This is a genomic window from Pseudoalteromonas sp. J2K-J599 (assembly GCF_059295115.2).
In genome coordinates this window covers 2,322,880-2,339,174 of record NZ_CM200271.1, presented here as the reverse complement: position 1 = coordinate 2,339,174, position 16,295 = coordinate 2,322,880, and the positions used below count along the sequence as shown (strand labels likewise).

12 protein-coding genes are annotated in these 16,295 nt (G+C 38.9%); 6 read left to right on the top strand and 6 right to left on the bottom strand.

The window, feature by feature from the left end; translation table 11 throughout:
- Positions 1-35 precede the first annotated feature (35 nt).
- Together AC5NT5_RS10530 and pabB are read right to left on the bottom strand one after the other, a co-directional pair.
- Positions 36-611, bottom strand: a complete 576-nt coding sequence (locus AC5NT5_RS10530) for an NUDIX hydrolase (RefSeq protein ID WP_182696425.1) — start codon at positions 609-611, stop codon at positions 36-38.
- A 6-nt stretch (positions 612-617) separates the two neighbouring features.
- Positions 618-1,976 carry an aminodeoxychorismate synthase component I gene (pabB, locus tag AC5NT5_RS10525; RefSeq protein ID WP_494512840.1) on the bottom strand — a complete coding sequence of 453 codons (1,359 nt, stop codon included), beginning with the start codon at positions 1,974-1,976 and terminating at the stop codon, positions 618-620.
- Positions 1,977-2,131: 155 nt separating this feature from the next.
- On the opposite strand from pabB, the gene AC5NT5_RS10520 reads away from it, so the two are divergent.
- From AC5NT5_RS10520 to AC5NT5_RS10500, 5 genes are all read left to right on the top strand, one after another.
- Entirely contained in the window at positions 2,132-3,658 is a 1,527-nt protein-coding gene (locus AC5NT5_RS10520) for a fumarate hydratase (protein WP_165742758.1), read from the top strand.
- Between the two features lie 430 nt (positions 3,659-4,088).
- Positions 4,089-5,129: a Leu/Phe/Val dehydrogenase gene (locus tag AC5NT5_RS10515; RefSeq protein WP_494512841.1), complete on the top strand. Its 1,041-nt coding sequence runs from the start codon at positions 4,089-4,091 to the stop codon at positions 5,127-5,129.
- Between the two features lie 136 nt (positions 5,130-5,265).
- Positions 5,266-5,904 (top strand): CatA-like O-acetyltransferase, encoded by a 639-nt coding sequence (locus AC5NT5_RS10510; protein ID WP_494513220.1) that lies wholly within the window; start codon positions 5,266-5,268, stop codon positions 5,902-5,904.
- A gap of 352 nt (positions 5,905-6,256) precedes the next feature.
- A complete protein-coding gene (locus AC5NT5_RS10505; protein ID WP_182673534.1) occupies positions 6,257-7,081 on the top strand; it encodes a M90 family metallopeptidase in 825 nt (274 codons plus the stop codon).
- A gap of 105 nt (positions 7,082-7,186) precedes the next feature.
- Entirely contained in the window at positions 7,187-10,366 is a 3,180-nt protein-coding gene (locus AC5NT5_RS10500; RefSeq protein ID WP_494512842.1) for an amidohydrolase family protein, read from the top strand.
- A 138-nt stretch (positions 10,367-10,504) separates the two neighbouring features.
- Here AC5NT5_RS10500 and AC5NT5_RS10495 read toward each other — a convergent pair whose 3' ends face one another.
- Positions 10,505-10,846, bottom strand: coding sequence for a hypothetical protein (locus tag AC5NT5_RS10495; protein ID WP_494512843.1), 342 nt, complete (start codon positions 10,844-10,846; stop codon positions 10,505-10,507).
- A gap of 150 nt (positions 10,847-10,996) precedes the next feature.
- Here AC5NT5_RS10495 and AC5NT5_RS10490 point away from each other — a divergent pair, with 150 nt between their 5' ends.
- Positions 10,997-11,749, top strand: coding sequence for a Nif3-like dinuclear metal center hexameric protein (locus AC5NT5_RS10490; RefSeq protein WP_182198005.1), 753 nt, complete (start codon positions 10,997-10,999; stop codon positions 11,747-11,749).
- Positions 11,750-11,763: 14 nt separating this feature from the next.
- Here the strand turns inward: AC5NT5_RS10490 and AC5NT5_RS10485 are convergent, their stop codons facing one another.
- From AC5NT5_RS10485 to AC5NT5_RS10475, 3 genes are all read right to left on the bottom strand, one after another.
- Positions 11,764-12,528, bottom strand: coding sequence for a YdcF family protein (locus AC5NT5_RS10485; protein ID WP_182682136.1), 765 nt, complete (start codon positions 12,526-12,528; stop codon positions 11,764-11,766).
- A gap of 54 nt (positions 12,529-12,582) precedes the next feature.
- Positions 12,583-13,470: a LysR family transcriptional regulator gene (locus AC5NT5_RS10480; RefSeq protein ID WP_002961689.1), complete on the bottom strand. Its 888-nt coding sequence runs from the start codon at positions 13,468-13,470 to the stop codon at positions 12,583-12,585.
- Between the two features lie 410 nt (positions 13,471-13,880).
- Positions 13,881-16,250, bottom strand: coding sequence for a bifunctional diguanylate cyclase/phosphodiesterase (locus AC5NT5_RS10475; protein ID WP_494512844.1), 2,370 nt, complete (start codon positions 16,248-16,250; stop codon positions 13,881-13,883).
- Positions 16,251-16,295 lie beyond the last annotated feature (45 nt).

The window sequence follows — 16,295 nt, the reverse complement described above, 5'->3', positions numbered from 1 at the left end:
GGAATTGTGATTGTGTAACTACTAATAACGAAGATTTAAACTGGTAAGGCGAGTTGTTTTGTAAAGTTTTTTATAATGCTTGCAGTCGCACCCCAAAGTAAACCATGTGGCGTTTTAAAACCTTGCAAAATAACCGTTTTCCCAAATCGTTGAAAAGGTAAGGGTTGCCAATTAGCTTCGTTATTTAACTCAGTGACCGAGAGTAAAAAGCTCGCTTGTACTTCATTATAGTCATTTTCCCAGGTGGTGCCTTTATTAAGTAAACCCACATAGGGGCTAATACTAAAACCCGTTAATGTTGAATACTCAGGTAAGTGACCTAATACATTAACGTTGTTTTGGGCAATATTTAGCTCTTCTTTTAGTTCGCGAAGGGCTGTGGTGCGAAGGGTAATGTCGCTTACTTCAAACTTACCTCCGGGCAAACAAATCTCCCCAGGGTGATGGTGTAAATAAGTAGGGCGTTTACACAGTAAGATATGTGCATGGTTATCTATATCAATAATGGGTAGCATAACAGCGCTAGCGCGTTTTTTACGTGTGTCTTTTAACTGATTTGGCGCAGCTGTAGGGCTTAACAGAAACCGCGCCATAATGTGTTCACTATTCAAAGCGACCTACTGTTTTAATAAAGGGAGGATTTTATTTACTTTATCGTAAGTTTCTTGATATTCCAATTCGACTTTAGAATCAGCTACTATTCCGCCACCTGCCCAGCAGTAAATTTGCGCTTTGTGGCACACCAAGGTGCGAATAGTGATACTCGTATCCATATTTCCACATGCACTTAAATAACCAATTGAACCACAGTAAATGCTGCGGCGATGCGGCTCTAGTTCTTCAATTATTTGCATCGCTCTAATTTTGGGCGCACCGGTGATTGAGCCTCCCGGAAAAGCCGCTTTTAACTGATCGACCGCTGTTTTGCCTTCATCAAGTTCTGAGGTTACCGTGCTTACTAAATGATGCACTGCCGGAAAGCTTTCAATAGCAAAAAGGGAAGGGACGTGAACGCTGCCAGGTTTTGCCACTTTGCCTAAGTCGTTACGCAGTAAATCAACAATCATGACGTTTTCAGCGCGATCTTTAGCTGATGCTGCGAGTATTTGGGCTTGGCGTTGATCCTCCAGCGCATCCGCTTTTCGCGGCAGAGTGCCTTTAATAGGTTTGGTTTCTACAACGTTATTATTTACAGATATAAAGCGCTCAGGGGAAATTGATAAAATTGCCCCTTGAGGGTGATTTATAAAGCTCGAAAATGGCGCTTTATTTGCCTCACGCAGTTTAATATAAGCTGCCCAAGGGGAGCCTTCAAACTGAGCGTTAAAGCGCTGCGCTAAATTAATTTGGTAACAATCGCCACTTTTTAGATACTCCTCAATTTGGGCAAACTTTGCAGCGTATTCCGTTTCGCTCATATTTGATTGCCAGTCGCTGTTTAGGGCAAAGGACTGCGTATTAACTTGGGAGTTAGCGTGTGTATTTAAGTATTGCTCATAAAGCGCTAATCGATCGGTGTTTGGCTGCGATACATAAAACCAGCTTTGTTGCTGTTTGTCGTAAATAAGGGCATCTAAGTAAAGGCCAATAGCCATTTGGGGAAGATTAATGTCTTCAATAGCATGAGTGGGGATGTTTTCAATTGTACGCCCTAAGTCGTAGCCAAAGTAGCCAAGCCAGCCGCCATTAAAGGGTAAATCGTAATCGGCTTTTGTTTTAGCAAGATGCGAAAGCTCATTATTCATAATTTCAAAGCAGTTATCACTACTTTCTATATTATTTAAAAAGCTTTTATTATTTTTTACTTCAAGGGTACTTTGCGGCTCAATAGCAACAATATCAAAACGGCTGTTTATATGATTACTATTTGCAGAATCTAATAGAATTGCATAAGGCAAATGTGAAAAATGCGCAAAAACGTCAATGCAGTTTTGTGTTATGCCTAATTTAATACAACTTTTTTTATTGTTTAGCATTTACTGCCCCTTTAAGAACTGGCTCGAAACGGGCTGGGAGGGTATCATAAGTCAAATTTTTTGGCAGCACTAAGCTGCAAAAAACAGTGCAAACCACCGTCACCGGTTTGATTTAGATTACGCGACAACGCGTAACGGTAACTTAAGGAACCACTATGAGTACAATTTGTCAGCAAGACTTTATTGATAGCATTGAAGATGCATTGCAATATATTTCGTTCTATCACCCACTTGATTTTGTTCAAGCACTCGAAAAAGCGTACAACAAAGAACAAAGTAAAGCGGCTAAAGACGCCATTGCACAAATTTTAATTAACTCACGCATGTCGGCTGAAGGCAAGCGTCCACTTTGCCAAGACACCGGTATTATTACCTGTTTTGTTAAAGTAGGTATGGATGTTAAGTGGGATAAAACAGATTTAACCGTTCAACAAATGGTTGATGAAGGTACTCGTCGTGCATATTTAAATCCAGATAACCCTTTACGTGCATCTATTGTTGCAGACCCTGCTGGCACACGTAAAAACACTAAAGATAATACGCCTTCGGTTGTGCATATTGATTTAGTAGCGGGTGGAAAAGTAGAAGTAATGGTTGCGGCTAAAGGCGGCGGCTCTGAAAACAAAAGTAAAATGGTTATGTTAAACCCGTCAGATGATGTTGCTGCATGGGTAGAAAAAACACTACCAACAATGGGTGCTGGTTGGTGTCCGCCAGGCATGCTAGGTATAGGTATTGGTGGTACGGCTGAAAAAGCAGCAGTAATGGCTAAAGAGTCGTTAATGGATCCGGTTGATATCCATGAACTAATAGAGCGCGGCGCAGAAACAACTGAAGAAAAACTGCGTTTAGAAATTTTTGACCGTGCTAATAAATTAGGTATTGGCGCACAAGGTTTAGGCGGTTTAACAACGGTTGTTGATGTTAAAATTAAAACAGCACCAACACATGCAGCTTCAAAACCTGTAGTGATGATCCCAAATTGTGCGGCAACTCGCCATGTACATTTTACGCTTGACGGTTCTGGCCCTGCTAATTTAAAAGCACCTAAACTAGAAGATTGGCCACAAGTAACATTTGAAGTAGGCGAAGGCACACGTCGTGTTGATTTAAATACACTGACTAAAAAAGATGTTCAAGAATGGAAAATGGGTGAAACCGTTTTACTTTCGGGTACTATTTTAACAGGTCGTGATGCAGCGCATAAACGTTTACAAGATATGATCAATTCAGGTGAAGGTTTACCTGAGGGCGTAGACTTTGATAATAAATTTATTTATTACGTAGGCCCTGTGGATGCGGTACGCGATGAAGCAGTAGGTCCTGCTGGCCCTACAACAGCCACTCGCATGGATAAATTTACCGATATGATGCTAGAAAAAACAGGCATTGTAGGCATGATTGGTAAAGCTGAACGTGGCCCTGCGACTGTTGAGTCTATTAAAGAGCATAAATCTGTTTATTTGATGGCTGTAGGCGGCGCAGCTTACTTAGTATCTAAAGCGATTAAAAAAGCGCGTGTTGTAGCTTTTGAAGATTTAGGTATGGAAGCTATTTATGAATTTGAAGTAGAAGATATGCCAGTGACTGTTGCAGTAGACAGTGAAGGCGCCAATGCGCATACACAAGGCCCTGCTATCTGGAAAGCTAAAATTGAAGAGCTTGATAGCAAGCTAAAATAACGTACGTTTTGTATTTTTAAAAAGCGAGCCTAGTGCTCGCTTTTTTGTTTTTTTAAATAGAGTTATTAGTAAGTTTACAGCTCTGACCAGTTTGCGAAAAAGCTCACTTTTTACTGAAAACCTATAGGCAGCAGTACGTGTCGGGCAAGTAGCACTTGTATATTAAACTTTACATGCAATCGCTGTATTACGTGTACGTAAACGTAAGTTAGTGAGGTTTTTATATTTATAGTATTTAAAACTTACAAATGATGGTTTTGTGAATTTTTTATCTATATAAAAGTTTTAATCTGGTTATTTAATTTAAGCTTGATGTTTTCATTGGTTTTATCATCTGTGAGTATAGCGAACACGTATATGAAGTGATAAAGTCTCGGCAATTTCCAGCGCGCATACCCTCTCACGGGTTAACTATTTCGGAGTATTTTAAGTGGCTGTGTTTAATCGAGTTGAATTTGATAACCATGAACAAGTGGTTTTTTGTTCTGATGAAGAGTCGGGTTTAAAAGCAATTATTGCTGTACATAATACCAACCTAGGTCCTGCAGTTGGCGGATGTAGAATGTGGGATTATGTGAACGACGAAGATGCTATTTATGACGTGCTACGTTTATCAAAGGGCATGACTTATAAAAATGCAGTTGCGCGCTTACCGTTTGGTGGCGGTAAATCTGTAATTATAGGTAATGCGAAAGAAATTAAATCTGAGCAATTATTCCGTGCATTTGGTCGTCAATTAGAGCGATTAAATGGCAGCTATTACTCAGCAGAAGATGTAAACATCACATGTGCTGATGTAGCTATTATGAATAAAGAAACTAATTACGTACTGGGCCTTGAAGGTAAAAGCGGTAACCCATCGCCATTTACAGCATACGGTACTTTTTTAGGAATTAAAGCAGCGCTACAGCATCAACGTGGTCATCAAGATTTTGCAGGTGTGAAAGTGGCTGTTCAAGGTTTAGGTGCTGTTGCATATGGTTTATGTAAACATTTACATGATGCGGGCGCTGAGTTGTTTGTAACTGATATTAACCAAGCCGCCATTGATCGTGTAGTAAGTGATTTTGGCGCAACTGCGGTTGGCATTGATGACATTTACGACTTAGATGTTGATGTTTATGCACCGTGTGCACTAGGCGCAACTATTAACGATTTAACTATACCGCGTTTAAAAGCGACTATTATTGCAGGCTGTGCTAATAATCAGCTGGCAGAATCTCGCCATGGTGAAGTTATTCGTGAAAAAGGCATTTTATATGCACCAGATTACGTAATTAACGCCGGTGGTATTATTAATGTTTATTACGAAACAGCGCCAGATGGTTACAGTGCAGCAGCGTCTAATAAACATGTTGAAGGTATTTTTAATACGTTAACTGAAATCTTTGCCCGTAGCGAAAAAGAGCAAAAATCAACGCATTTAATTGCTGACGAATTAGCGCAAGAGATCATTAAAAACGGTCTGTGATCTAAGTTCTAATTTATATAAGGGTGTGCAATTGCACACCTTTTGTTTATCTGTAAGTTAATGCAATTGTTACTGAACAGCGGTACACTTTATTTTTAATTTTGTGCGGCAAATTATGACTCCCTCAACTTCTCTCATGCAGTCTATCGATTTAGATAATTGGCCTAGAAAGCAACACTTTGAATTATTTAAACACTTTTCTCAGCCTTATTTTAATGTGTGTGTGCGTTTAGATGCTCAAGCACTTTACGACTATTGCAAAACCAATCAATTTTCTTTTTTTCAAGCATATGTATATTGCACCTTAAAAGCGTGCCATGAATACGATTCAATAATGCTACGTATAATAGATAGTAAGCCATGGCTACTTAACAGTGTTCGCGCAAGTGTGGTTGAGTTGTCTGAAAACGATACGTTTGTTTTTAGTTATTTTAACAGCGCAAGCGATTTTAAAGAGTTTGCAAATCATGCAAGTGACGTAAGCAAAAAAGCGAAATTACAGCCGTTATTTTCTGATGCATTTGCTCAAACAGAAGGGCAGGCCGACTTAATTCATATATCTGTTTTACCGTGGCTGAATTTTAGTGCGTTTTCGCATGCATTTAGTGAAGGGGAGAGTTTAGGCATTCCTAAATTTGTATTTGGTCAGTTTGATAAACACACAGGTACAATACCTTTAGCTATCGATGTACACCACTCATTAATGGATGGTTTGCACGTAGCGAAATTTATAAACACATTGCAGGGTACATTTGACTCCTTTTGCAAAGGTTAACTTTAAACACGTCATTTAACGGCAGTGCAAGCAGTAATTAACCTGAACTCTGGATAATAAATCTATCTCAGCAGCTATTTTTAGCGCTAACTGCGTTGAATTTACTTGCAATAGGCCCGCTATTGACGCGTAAATTCGCCTTGTTTTCACTAAAAATCTCTGGCTAGAGAAAATAAATTTAAATATCACCATGATCCAATACATTAGTAAATCTCTTAACCAAAGTTCAGGTTAAGTAATCTATAAGCAATGCGATGTGAATTACTTTATATTCAAATACATAACCTTATATGCTTGAAAAGCACGTGTGCTGGACATATTTATATACCATACCTTAGCTCAGGAAATCCCCATGATAAATGGACTGTTAATTGTTGTTTTAATTCTTTTTGTGGTGATTTTCTGGCGTTGGCCATCAATTCAAAACCGATTATGGCGCAGTAAATATAAAGACTTTGCTTTAAATTCACAGCAAAAAGATATTTTACTGCGTTGCATGCCCATCTATAAAAAAATGACCGACGCTGACAGAGAAAAGTTAGAGCGACATATTACGTGGTTTTTAAACGAAAAACGCTTTGTCGGTTGTGATGGCTTAAGGCTAACGTCTGCAATGAAGTTAATTGTAGCCGCCGATGCGTGTGTATTAGTGCTTAATAAACCGTGGCCGTTATATAGAAATGTAAAAGAAATTTTATTATACCCAAGTGCTTATTATGCTCCGCAATCAACTCGCGATAGTGCAGGACTTGTGAGTTACCATAATACGGTAAGACTAGGCGAGTCATGGCCTGGCGGCACACTAGTACTCAGTTGGCATGACGTGCTTGAAGGTAACCGCTTGCCAAGTGATGGACATAATTTAGTTTTTCATGAGTTTGCGCATCAACTCGATCAAGAAACAGGTAAAACAACGGGCACACCCATTTTAAAAAGCTCAGCAGATTACAAAGAGTGGGGCCGAGTATTTAGCCGTGCTTTCACCCAGTTGAAAAGTCATGTTGCTTATAGCATGCCACATGTTATTCACAGCTATGGTGCGACTAACGAAGCTGAGTTTTTTGCAGTTATCACCGAAACCTTCCTCGAAAAACCCGCAGAGCTTCGCCGATACGATCCTGAAATTTATAGTATGCTAGTTAATTACTATCAATTTGACCCTATTGTTTGGCATTAAACCTACATAAACCGCGCTTTATCATATAACGCTGGCAAGTTGCGTTTGTTTTTGTTGCAATCATGTGAAATAGTTTTTACTGAAACAATAACAAGCGAGAAACGCATGAAAAAAATGCTTCATACAGTATTAGCATTGTCGGTGTCATTAGCGATAGGGCAGGTAAATGCCGCTGAAAAAGACGAACAAAAATGGCAAGTAGATTCACCAAAAGGGCAATTTGTTGACGCTGCAATTAGCGTTGAGCAAGGCACATGGATGAATATTGATATTAGCCCTGATGGTAAAACTGTGGTGTTTGACTTACTTGGCGATATTTACACTATGTCAATGAGTGGTGGTACAGCTACAAAGCTCACCTCTGATATTGCATGGCAAATGCAACCACGCTTTAGTCCTAACGGCAAAAGTATTGCGTTTACCTCCGACCAAGGTGGCGGCGATAACATTTGGATAATGGACTTAAATGGCGAAAATCAACACGCTGTTACCGATGAAACCTTTAGGTTATTAAATAGTCCTGCATGGAGTCCTGATGGCGACTACTTAGTTGCGCGTAAACACTTTACAGCTAGCCGCTCATTGGGAGCAGGTGAAGTGTGGTTGTATCATAAAGCGGGTGGCAAGGGCGTACAGCTTACAAAACGCGAGAACGATCAAAAAGATTTAGGTGAGCCAATGTTTTCACCGGATGGTCGTTATGTATACTTTTCGCATGATGCAACACCCGGTAAAACCTTTCATTATTCAAAAGATTCTGTAGCGGGTATTTATAAAATTAAGCGCTACGACCGTGAAACGGGTGAAATTGAAACCATAATCGATACGATGGGCGGTGCTATTAGGCCTACACCGTCACCTGATGGAAAAAAACTGGCGTATGTAAAGCGTGATGATTTTCAAACTAGTCTTTATTTATATGATTTAACCAGCGGTGAGCACACTAAGCTTTACGATAAGCTTGAGCGAGATATGCAAGAAACATGGGCTATTCATGGTGTATACCCAACTATTGCATGGACACCCGATAATGAAGAACTGGTATTTTGGGCTGGTGGCACAATTCACAAGCTAGATGTTGCAGACAAATCTGTAAAAACCATTCCTTTTAAAGTGCAAACAAGTAAAAAAATTCAAAAAGCGGTGCGCTTTACACAAAACTTAGATACTGATGAGTTTGATGTAAAAATGCTGCGTAATGTGCAAGTAAGCCCAGATGGCGAAACGGCAATTTTTGAAGCGCTTGGACATATTTATAAACGTGATTTAGAGTCGGGTAAAATTAAGCGTTTAACAAAGCAAACTGATCATTACGAATTATTTCCACAGTACTCTCGCGATGGTAAAAAAATAGTTTACACCACATGGGATGATAACGAACAAGGGTCTGTAAGAGTGGTTTCTGCGCGCAGTGGTCGTGGCGATACAATTACTAAAGAGCCCGGGAAATATGTAGAGCCAACGTTTAGCCCAGATGGTAAAACGGTTGTTTATCGAAAAGCTACTGGTGGCAGTATTTTAAACCCTAAATGGTCACTTAACCCTGGTATATATAGCGTAAGCGCAAAAGGCGGTAAAAGTGAGCTTATTTCAAAAAGTGGTTATCAACCACAATTTGGAGATGCAAACGATCGCGTTTTTATAATGAGTCCTTGGCCAAAGCCAACGCTTAGCGTAGTTGAGCTTGAAAGTAAAAAAGTTCGCAAACTGTACGAATCAGAGCATGCTACTGAATTTAGAGTATCACCAGATGGGCAATACCTCGCTTTTGCTGAGCGATTTAAAGTATTTGTAACGCCGTTTGTTCAAAGTGGTAAAACAATTAATATTGGGCCTAAAGACAGTCAATTCCCAATAGAGCAGTTATCGGTACGTGCTGGTGAAAACATTAGCTGGAGTGCTAAGAGCAACAAACTTTATTGGACATTAGGGCCTGAGCTTTATCATGCAAGCCTTGAAGGGATGTTTGCCATTAACAAAGCCGAAGATGCCGACTTTAAAGTGAAAAGTGGCGATAATATCGGTTTCAGTAAAAAAATGGCTGAGCCTAAAGGCATGATTGCGCTCGCTGGTGCAAAAATTATAACTATGGATGGCGAAAAGGTTATTGAAAATGGTGTAATTATCACTGATGGCAAGCATATTAAAGCAATTGGTACAGCCAGCGAGATAAGCATCCCTAAAGATGCTGAGGTTATTGATGTAACAGGCAAAACAATTATGCCTGGTATTGTTGATGCTCATGCACATGGCTCGCAAGCAAGCGGTGAAATTATACCGGAGCAAAATTGGAAAAACTTCGCAGGTTTAGCGCTGGGTGTAACTACAATTCACGATCCATCAAACGATACCTCTGAAATATTTACCGCAAGCGAAATGCAAAAGGCAGGCATGATTGTTGGCCCGCGTATTTTCTCAACGGGTACTATTTTATATGGCGCAAATATGCCAGGTTATACGTCGCATATTGACTCGTTAGACGATGCTAAATTTCATTTAGAGCGCCTTAAAAAAGTAGGTGCATTTAGTGTTAAGTCTTATAACCAGCCACGCCGCGAGCAGCGCCAACAAGTTATTGAAGCAGGCCGTGAACTTGAAATGATGGTTGTCCCTGAAGGCGGCTCATTATTACAACATAACTTAAGTATGATTGTAGATGGACACACAGGTATTGAGCATTCAATCCCTGTAGAGCACATATATGACGATATAAAGCAGTTATGGTCGCAAAGTGATGTTGGTTATACACCAACACTTGTAGTGGCTTATGGAGGCATTTGGGGTGAAAATTACTGGTACGATAAAACTGATGTGTGGAATCATCCGCGTTTAAGTAAATTTGTGCCAAAAAATCAATTATTACCGCGCTCTATGCGCCGCATTAAAGCGCCCGATCATCACTATAATCACTTTAATAACGCACGCGTTGCTGCTGAGCTACAAGACCTAGGTGTATTAGTTAACTTAGGTGCGCACGGTCAGCGTGAAGGCTTAGGTGCACACTGGGAGATGTGGATGTTCGCACAAGGCGGAATGACACCGCTTGAGGCAATACGTGCATCAACACTCGATCCAGCTAAGTATTTAGGACTTGATAAAAACGTAGGCTCGCTTGAAGTGGGCAAACTGGCTGATTTAATGGTTATAGATGGCGATCCGCTTAAAAATATTCGAGATTCGGATAAAGTAGATTACACCATGATCAATGGTCGACTATTCAATGCAGAGACAATGAATGAAGTGGGTAAAAAAGAACGCGAACCACTTTATTTTGAAGAACTGTAATTTATTTTAAACTTTTTAAAGCGGCTACATAGCCGCTTTTTTTAGCCTTACACAACTTATAAAGCTTTATGTTTTTGGCAAATAACGGATATAAAAAAACCGCTTAACGCGGTTTCTTTTAAAAATCATAAATGTTGATTAAACAACACCGCGCGGTAAGCGACAGTCATGATCTTTACGAGCTAAAATTACAATCCAAAGTTCTTCCGCTGTGTAACCTTCTTCATTTTCGGTAACAACAGTGAATGGCGCTTTTTTCTGTGCTTTAACAGGAGCAGCTGCTTTTGGTTTTTTCGTTTTAGTTGTTTTACCAGAGTTTAATTTTTTAGTAAGCTCTGCTACGTCAGCTAGGCGTAAATTTTTACCGCCATCAATGCTGTACCAACCAGGTTTGGTTGTGATTTCAGGTTTTTTACCATTGGCAGTTGCGTACGCTGCTTCAAAGGCAGATAACACTTCTGTTTTGTCTAGTTTGCTCATCAGAGACCCTATACGTTGTGAACACAGATAAAGAAGAGGTATTTATACCTATTTTAAAACAGTTTTTCAATTTTTTGCGATTTTCCTTCCATTTTAGGCCTATAAACGCCAAAATTTGCACAAAATTCAGTGCTAAGTAAGGTAAGTTGTATGCAACGTAGAGAATTTAACCAACTCCTAAATGACATTTTGAAACCTCATTTAATAAAAGATTTTTGCCCAAATGGCTTACAGGTCGAAGGTAAAAACGAAATTAAAAAAATTGTGACGGGTGTAACCGCAAGTCAAGCTTTAATAGAAGCTGCCATTGAGCAACAAGCAGATGCTATTTTGGTTCATCATGGTTTTTTTTGGAAAGGGGAATCTCAACCAATAACGGGTATGAAAAAGCGTCGCATAGGCGCACTACTAGCAAACGATATTAATTTATTCGGCTATCACTTACCACTCGATATTCATCCAGCAGTTGGCAATAACGCACAACTTGCAAAGTTATTAGATATTGAAATTGAAACAGGGCTAGAGCCAACTTCAAATAGCGTAGCAATGAAAGGGCGTTTAAAAACACCATTAAGTGGTGAAGATTTTGCAGATAAAATTGCAAAAGTGCTTAATCGAACCCCGCTCACAAGCTTAGTACGCTCAGCTAAAATAGAAACCATTGCACTGTGTACTGGTGGTGGGCAAGGATATATTGACTTAGCAGCAGAGCAAGGCATTGATGCTTATTTAACGGGTGAAGCATCGGAGCAGACAATTCATAGTTCTCGTGAGCAAAACATTGATTTTTTTGCAGCCGGGCATCATGCAACAGAACGCTATGGTGTAAAAGCACTAGGTGAGTTACTTGCTCAAGAGCATGGTTTTGATGTGACATTTATAGACATAGATAACCCAGTTTAATTAGGCTATATAAGTTACAGCGCCTCTGGATCTATCCAGCGGCGCAAACTTATCCATATATTTCCTACTACTTCGTGACTGTATTGCGTAACCACAAGTAAGGCATGAGCATTGGGAATAAACTGCTTGCTCCATGGAAGTGCAGCAAAATTATGATAATCAGTGGCTGCGGTTATGACTTCAATACCTTGAGCATTAAATAAGTCTTTGGCACGGGGCATGTGCAGTACAGATGTTACTAGTGCAACTTTAAAGTCGACTAATTTTGATGCCAGTAATTTAGCTTCTTCACCTGTGTCCATTGCTTTTGGATTTTGGAAAATACGGCTCTTATTAACGCCTAAACTAATTGCCGTTTGATACATAAGCCCGCTATTAGTGGTATTTTTATAACCCCCGCCTGAAACTATAAGCTCTGCATTAGGGTAGTGCTTTGCCAGTTTTACACCTTCTACCAAGCGCGTTAGCGCACAATTACCTAATTGATTATTAGCACTGAGTGCAGGATTTGGGTTTATATCGCAACCTAGTACAACTATTTTGTCTATTTTTGGATGCTTTAGAGTATTAAATGCAAGCGACGCAGGTTCATTATTTTGGATAATTAAATTGGCGATAAAGGGTGTGCTCAATGCAAGTAATACAATTAAACTTAAAGTAGACAAAAAGAGAGCTGATTTGCGGCCTTTAAATGCCAGTAGGAGCATCAGACACGCAAATAAACCCAATAGAGGCAGTGGCATAAGTAAACCACCAATCATTTTTTTAATAACAAACATAAGAGTTAAACGCTGTAGAGTTAATTACAGCGATATTACTTATTATATTGATGATTATCGACCGTTATTTAGCTTACAGGTATTTAAAAAGTGACGATAAACAGGGTTATCTTTCATGTCTTTTTTCATCGCTAAATACATAGGGCGAGTAAGACCAAGAGCGCCCAAAGGAATTGATTTAATTAAGCCTTGGCTTTCATAAGGTGTAACTAGCCAATCAGGTAAAGCGGCAACGCCCATTCCAGCACTTACTAGTTGAAAAATAAGTAGTCCTTGGTCAACCGTTTTTAATGTACCGTCAAAACGAGCATTCTGAATGAAATGCTTAAATATATCTTGGCGTTCACGCGGAATAGGGTATGAAATAATAGTTTCGTTTTTTAAATCAAGCGCTGTTACATACGCTTTTTTAGCAAGTTCATGATCCGGCGCCACAATAAGCTTCAATTTAAAATCAAATAAGTGCGCGTATTCTAATGTGTCGGGTTCGCGTATGTCAGACGTTAAAACTAAATCGAGCTCATCGCTTAGTAAGTCAGGAATAGCGTCGTAACTAAAGCCACGTTCATAATCAATTTTTATATCAGGCCAAAAGTTATTAAATTCTTTAATAGTAGGTAATAACCAATGAAAACATGCATGGCATTCCACGCTCAAACGTAGTTGAGAAATAGGCTGGTTTAAGCTTTCTTTTAAACGACATTTAGTCGCTTCCATTTTTGGCAATATTTCGTGAGCTAATTCAAGTAATAGCATTCCTTGAGGGGTAAAGCGGACTGGTTGAGTTTTACGCTCAAATAATTGGCAATCCAATTTATTCTCTAAATCTTTGATTTGATGAGATAAAGCAGACTGTGTCAAAAATAACTCTCGTGCTGTATTAACCAAAGATCCTGTTTCTTTTAGGGTTGCTATGGTTTTTAAATGTTTAATACCAATCATCTTTAAAAATTCTCATGAAAAAAGTGAGTTCAGCTCAGATTAATTACATACTACGCCTATATAAAAAACGTTTCAACGTCTAGATGGCTAAAGTCATGCGTTTTATTGCAATTTATCGCTATGAATCGTGAAAATATTAGAGTTAGTAATGATAAAAGTCATTTGAAAACTGGTTTGATGAGTTTTAGATGAGTTTGCTTCATGTTGTATTTTAAATATAACGATTGCTGTGTATTTTAGCTCAGCGTGAGTTTTAACCATGCTGATAACGGTATGAGGTGAGGTTTGTTGAATGCTTACTTTAGATTGTGCTTTAAAAAATAGAGTCGTTTTGCCTTATAGCTTAAGTTTAGCTCAATGGGAGAGTATATGCGTAATACCTAAGCCAGCGACCTACTCGCTGGCTCTTTTTATAAGGGTTTATTAATTAGTAATATGGCTTCTTTGGCAGTAACAGGTTTTGATTTTAAAAAGCCTTGGCCATAGTCGCACGCAGTGGATTGCAAAATAGTTAATTGCTCAACTGTTTCTATTCCTTCAGCTACAACTTCAAGTTTTAATGATTGCGCAAGTGATAAAATGGCTTCAACAAGTGGGTTAGTAGAATCCTGTAGATGGTCAATAAAGCTTTTATCTATTTTTAAAATATGAATAGGCAGTTGGTGCAAGTAGCCTAGTGCTGAATAACCTGTTCCAAAATCATCAAGACATAATTTTACTTTTAAAGGTGAGAGACCTTCAATTATTTGAGTGGCGAGTTCTAGATTTTCTATTAAGCCAGATTCGGTAATTTCTAAGCATAAAGAACCTAGAGGTAATTGGTACTTATTATAAATGGAATGTATTTGCGCTACAAAATCGAGGCTTGCAAAGTGTCGTGACGATACGTTAACGGTGACTTTTAAAAAGCGATGGCCTTGTTGGTGCCAATTTGAAATATGCTGGGCCGCCAAATCAAGTAAATGTAAATCAAGATTTATAATTTGCCCTGTAGTTTCAGCTATCGGTATAAAGTCATTAGGGGGTACAAACCCTTTTGTAGGGTGGTGCCAACGAACAAGTGCTTCAAAGCCGATAACTTCACTGGTATTAATTGTGAAAATTGGCTGAAAATAGAGTTCAAACTCGTTGTGTTCTATACCGTGTTGTAAGTCGTTTTCTATATCGGCATGGGTTTTAAGTTTTTTACGCATCGTGTTATTAAAAAACTTTACCTGACCACGTCCGGTTGACTTAGCTTCATACATAGCGGCATCGGCTTGTTGCAGTAATATATAAGCTTTGTCGTTTACGTTATCTGTATAGGCAACCCCAATACTCGTTGATGCTTGGAGTAAGTGGTTATCTATATTTAAAGGTTTTGATAATGCGTTTTTAATGCGGTTCAAAGCTTCATTAACTTGGTTTTTATGCGTGATGTTTTCCATAAAAATTGCAAATTCATCGCCACCTAAACGTGCAAATGTATCCGTGCTTCGTACTGTACCTTTAATCAAGTCGCATATTTTTATAAGGAAGTGGTCCCCAACTTCATGCCCGAGCGAATCATTAATACTTTTAAAACGGTCAAAGTCTAGATACAACAGGGCATGGCTAGTACTCTTTTTAGCACGCGTTAAACGTAAAATAGCATGTTTTATACGTTCAATAAGTAGTGAGCGGTTAGCAAGGCCTGTAAGCTCGTCATGTAATGCTTTGTGCTCAAGTTCTTGGCGGGCTAATTGCCTATCAATTGCCATACTTATTTGACGACTTACATACGTTAGAAGAGCACTATCGTGTTCGTTGTAATGCAGTGTTTTATCGTAGCTTTGTACAACGATAACCCCGCTTATACGATCACTTGTTTTAAATGGAACACCCAACCAAGACTCTGATTGTCTGCCTACCATTTTAAAATCACCGTTATCTATATGACTTTGAAAGGCATCTTTGTTAAGTAATAGGGTTTGCTCTGTTTTTAGAAGGTAATATGAAGCGGTATCTTTAAGTTGTTCTTTAGATATTTTTTGATGAGTTTTAGTGTTTATGCCTTCTTCGACTATGTAAACGAGGTCAAGTATATCTACTTTTTTGTCGTATAGAGCGATAAAAAAGTTATCGGCTCGAAGTAAGTTATTTATGATTGAATGCAAGGCTTTAAAAAATGTATCTAGGTCATTCGCTTTGTAAGTTAGGTTAGCTATTTGTAATAAGCTGTTTTCTAATTTTTGTGCATTGTTGAGTTGCTCAACTGTTTTTTGTAAGTTGTTTACTGTATTAACCTGGTTAATCTTGGCACTGAGTAAGTGGGCAACTGTTGTAAGAATTTCAAGGTGTGCGTTTGTAAAGTAGCCTTTAATAGGGTGCTCACAATCAATAACACCTAAAACTTGTTCTTTATATATAAGAGGGACGCATAGTTCTGATTGGGCAGGGCGTTCATCAGCGATATAACGGCTGTCTTTCGTTACATCGTTAATAATTACCGCTTTTCCGGTCGTTGCAACTGCGCCCGTTATACCTTCACTAAAACGTATTATTTTACGTTCCGCTTGATATTTGTCCCGCGCGTGTGCAATACCCATTGATGCAACTTGGTTTAATGTATTTGCATTATTGTCAGCTAGATATATGACACAATCAACAAACCCTAAGCGATTTACAACGTGCGTTGTAACATACTCAAATAGCTCGTCTAGTGTGTCTAGTTGCAATAGGCTAGATGAAAATTGATTAATGATACTTAGTTGATCAGTTTTTATCTCAAGCGCTCTAGTAGCATCGGTTTTATAAGACATAGGCAATTTATATTGTTCTTTTTATTTTTAAATTCGCAGTTAAGT

What these genes read in the sequence shown, in the direction of transcription:
- pabB (WP_494512840.1), bottom strand. Translation starts at nt 1,976, where the DNA reads ATGCTAAACAATAAAAAAAGTTGTATTAAATTAGGCATAACACAAAAC.
- AC5NT5_RS10520 (WP_165742758.1), top strand. Translation starts at nt 2,132, where the DNA reads ATGAGTACAATTTGTCAGCAAGACTTTATTGATAGCATTGAAGATGCA.
- AC5NT5_RS10510 (WP_494513220.1), top strand. Translation starts at nt 5,266, where the DNA reads ATGCAGTCTATCGATTTAGATAATTGGCCTAGAAAGCAACACTTTGAA.
- AC5NT5_RS10505 (WP_182673534.1), top strand. Translation starts at nt 6,257, where the DNA reads ATGATAAATGGACTGTTAATTGTTGTTTTAATTCTTTTTGTGGTGATT.
- AC5NT5_RS10500 (WP_494512842.1), top strand. Translation starts at nt 7,187, where the DNA reads ATGAAAAAAATGCTTCATACAGTATTAGCATTGTCGGTGTCATTAGCG.
- AC5NT5_RS10495 (WP_494512843.1), bottom strand. Translation starts at nt 10,846, where the DNA reads ATGAGCAAACTAGACAAAACAGAAGTGTTATCTGCCTTTGAAGCAGCG.
- AC5NT5_RS10490 (WP_182198005.1), top strand. Translation starts at nt 10,997, where the DNA reads ATGCAACGTAGAGAATTTAACCAACTCCTAAATGACATTTTGAAACCT.
- AC5NT5_RS10485 (WP_182682136.1), bottom strand. Translation starts at nt 12,528, where the DNA reads ATGTTTGTTATTAAAAAAATGATTGGTGGTTTACTTATGCCACTGCCT.
- AC5NT5_RS10480 (WP_002961689.1), bottom strand. Translation starts at nt 13,470, where the DNA reads ATGATTGGTATTAAACATTTAAAAACCATAGCAACCCTAAAAGAAACA.
- AC5NT5_RS10475 (WP_494512844.1), bottom strand. Translation starts at nt 16,250, where the DNA reads ATGTCTTATAAAACCGATGCTACTAGAGCGCTTGAGATAAAAACTGAT.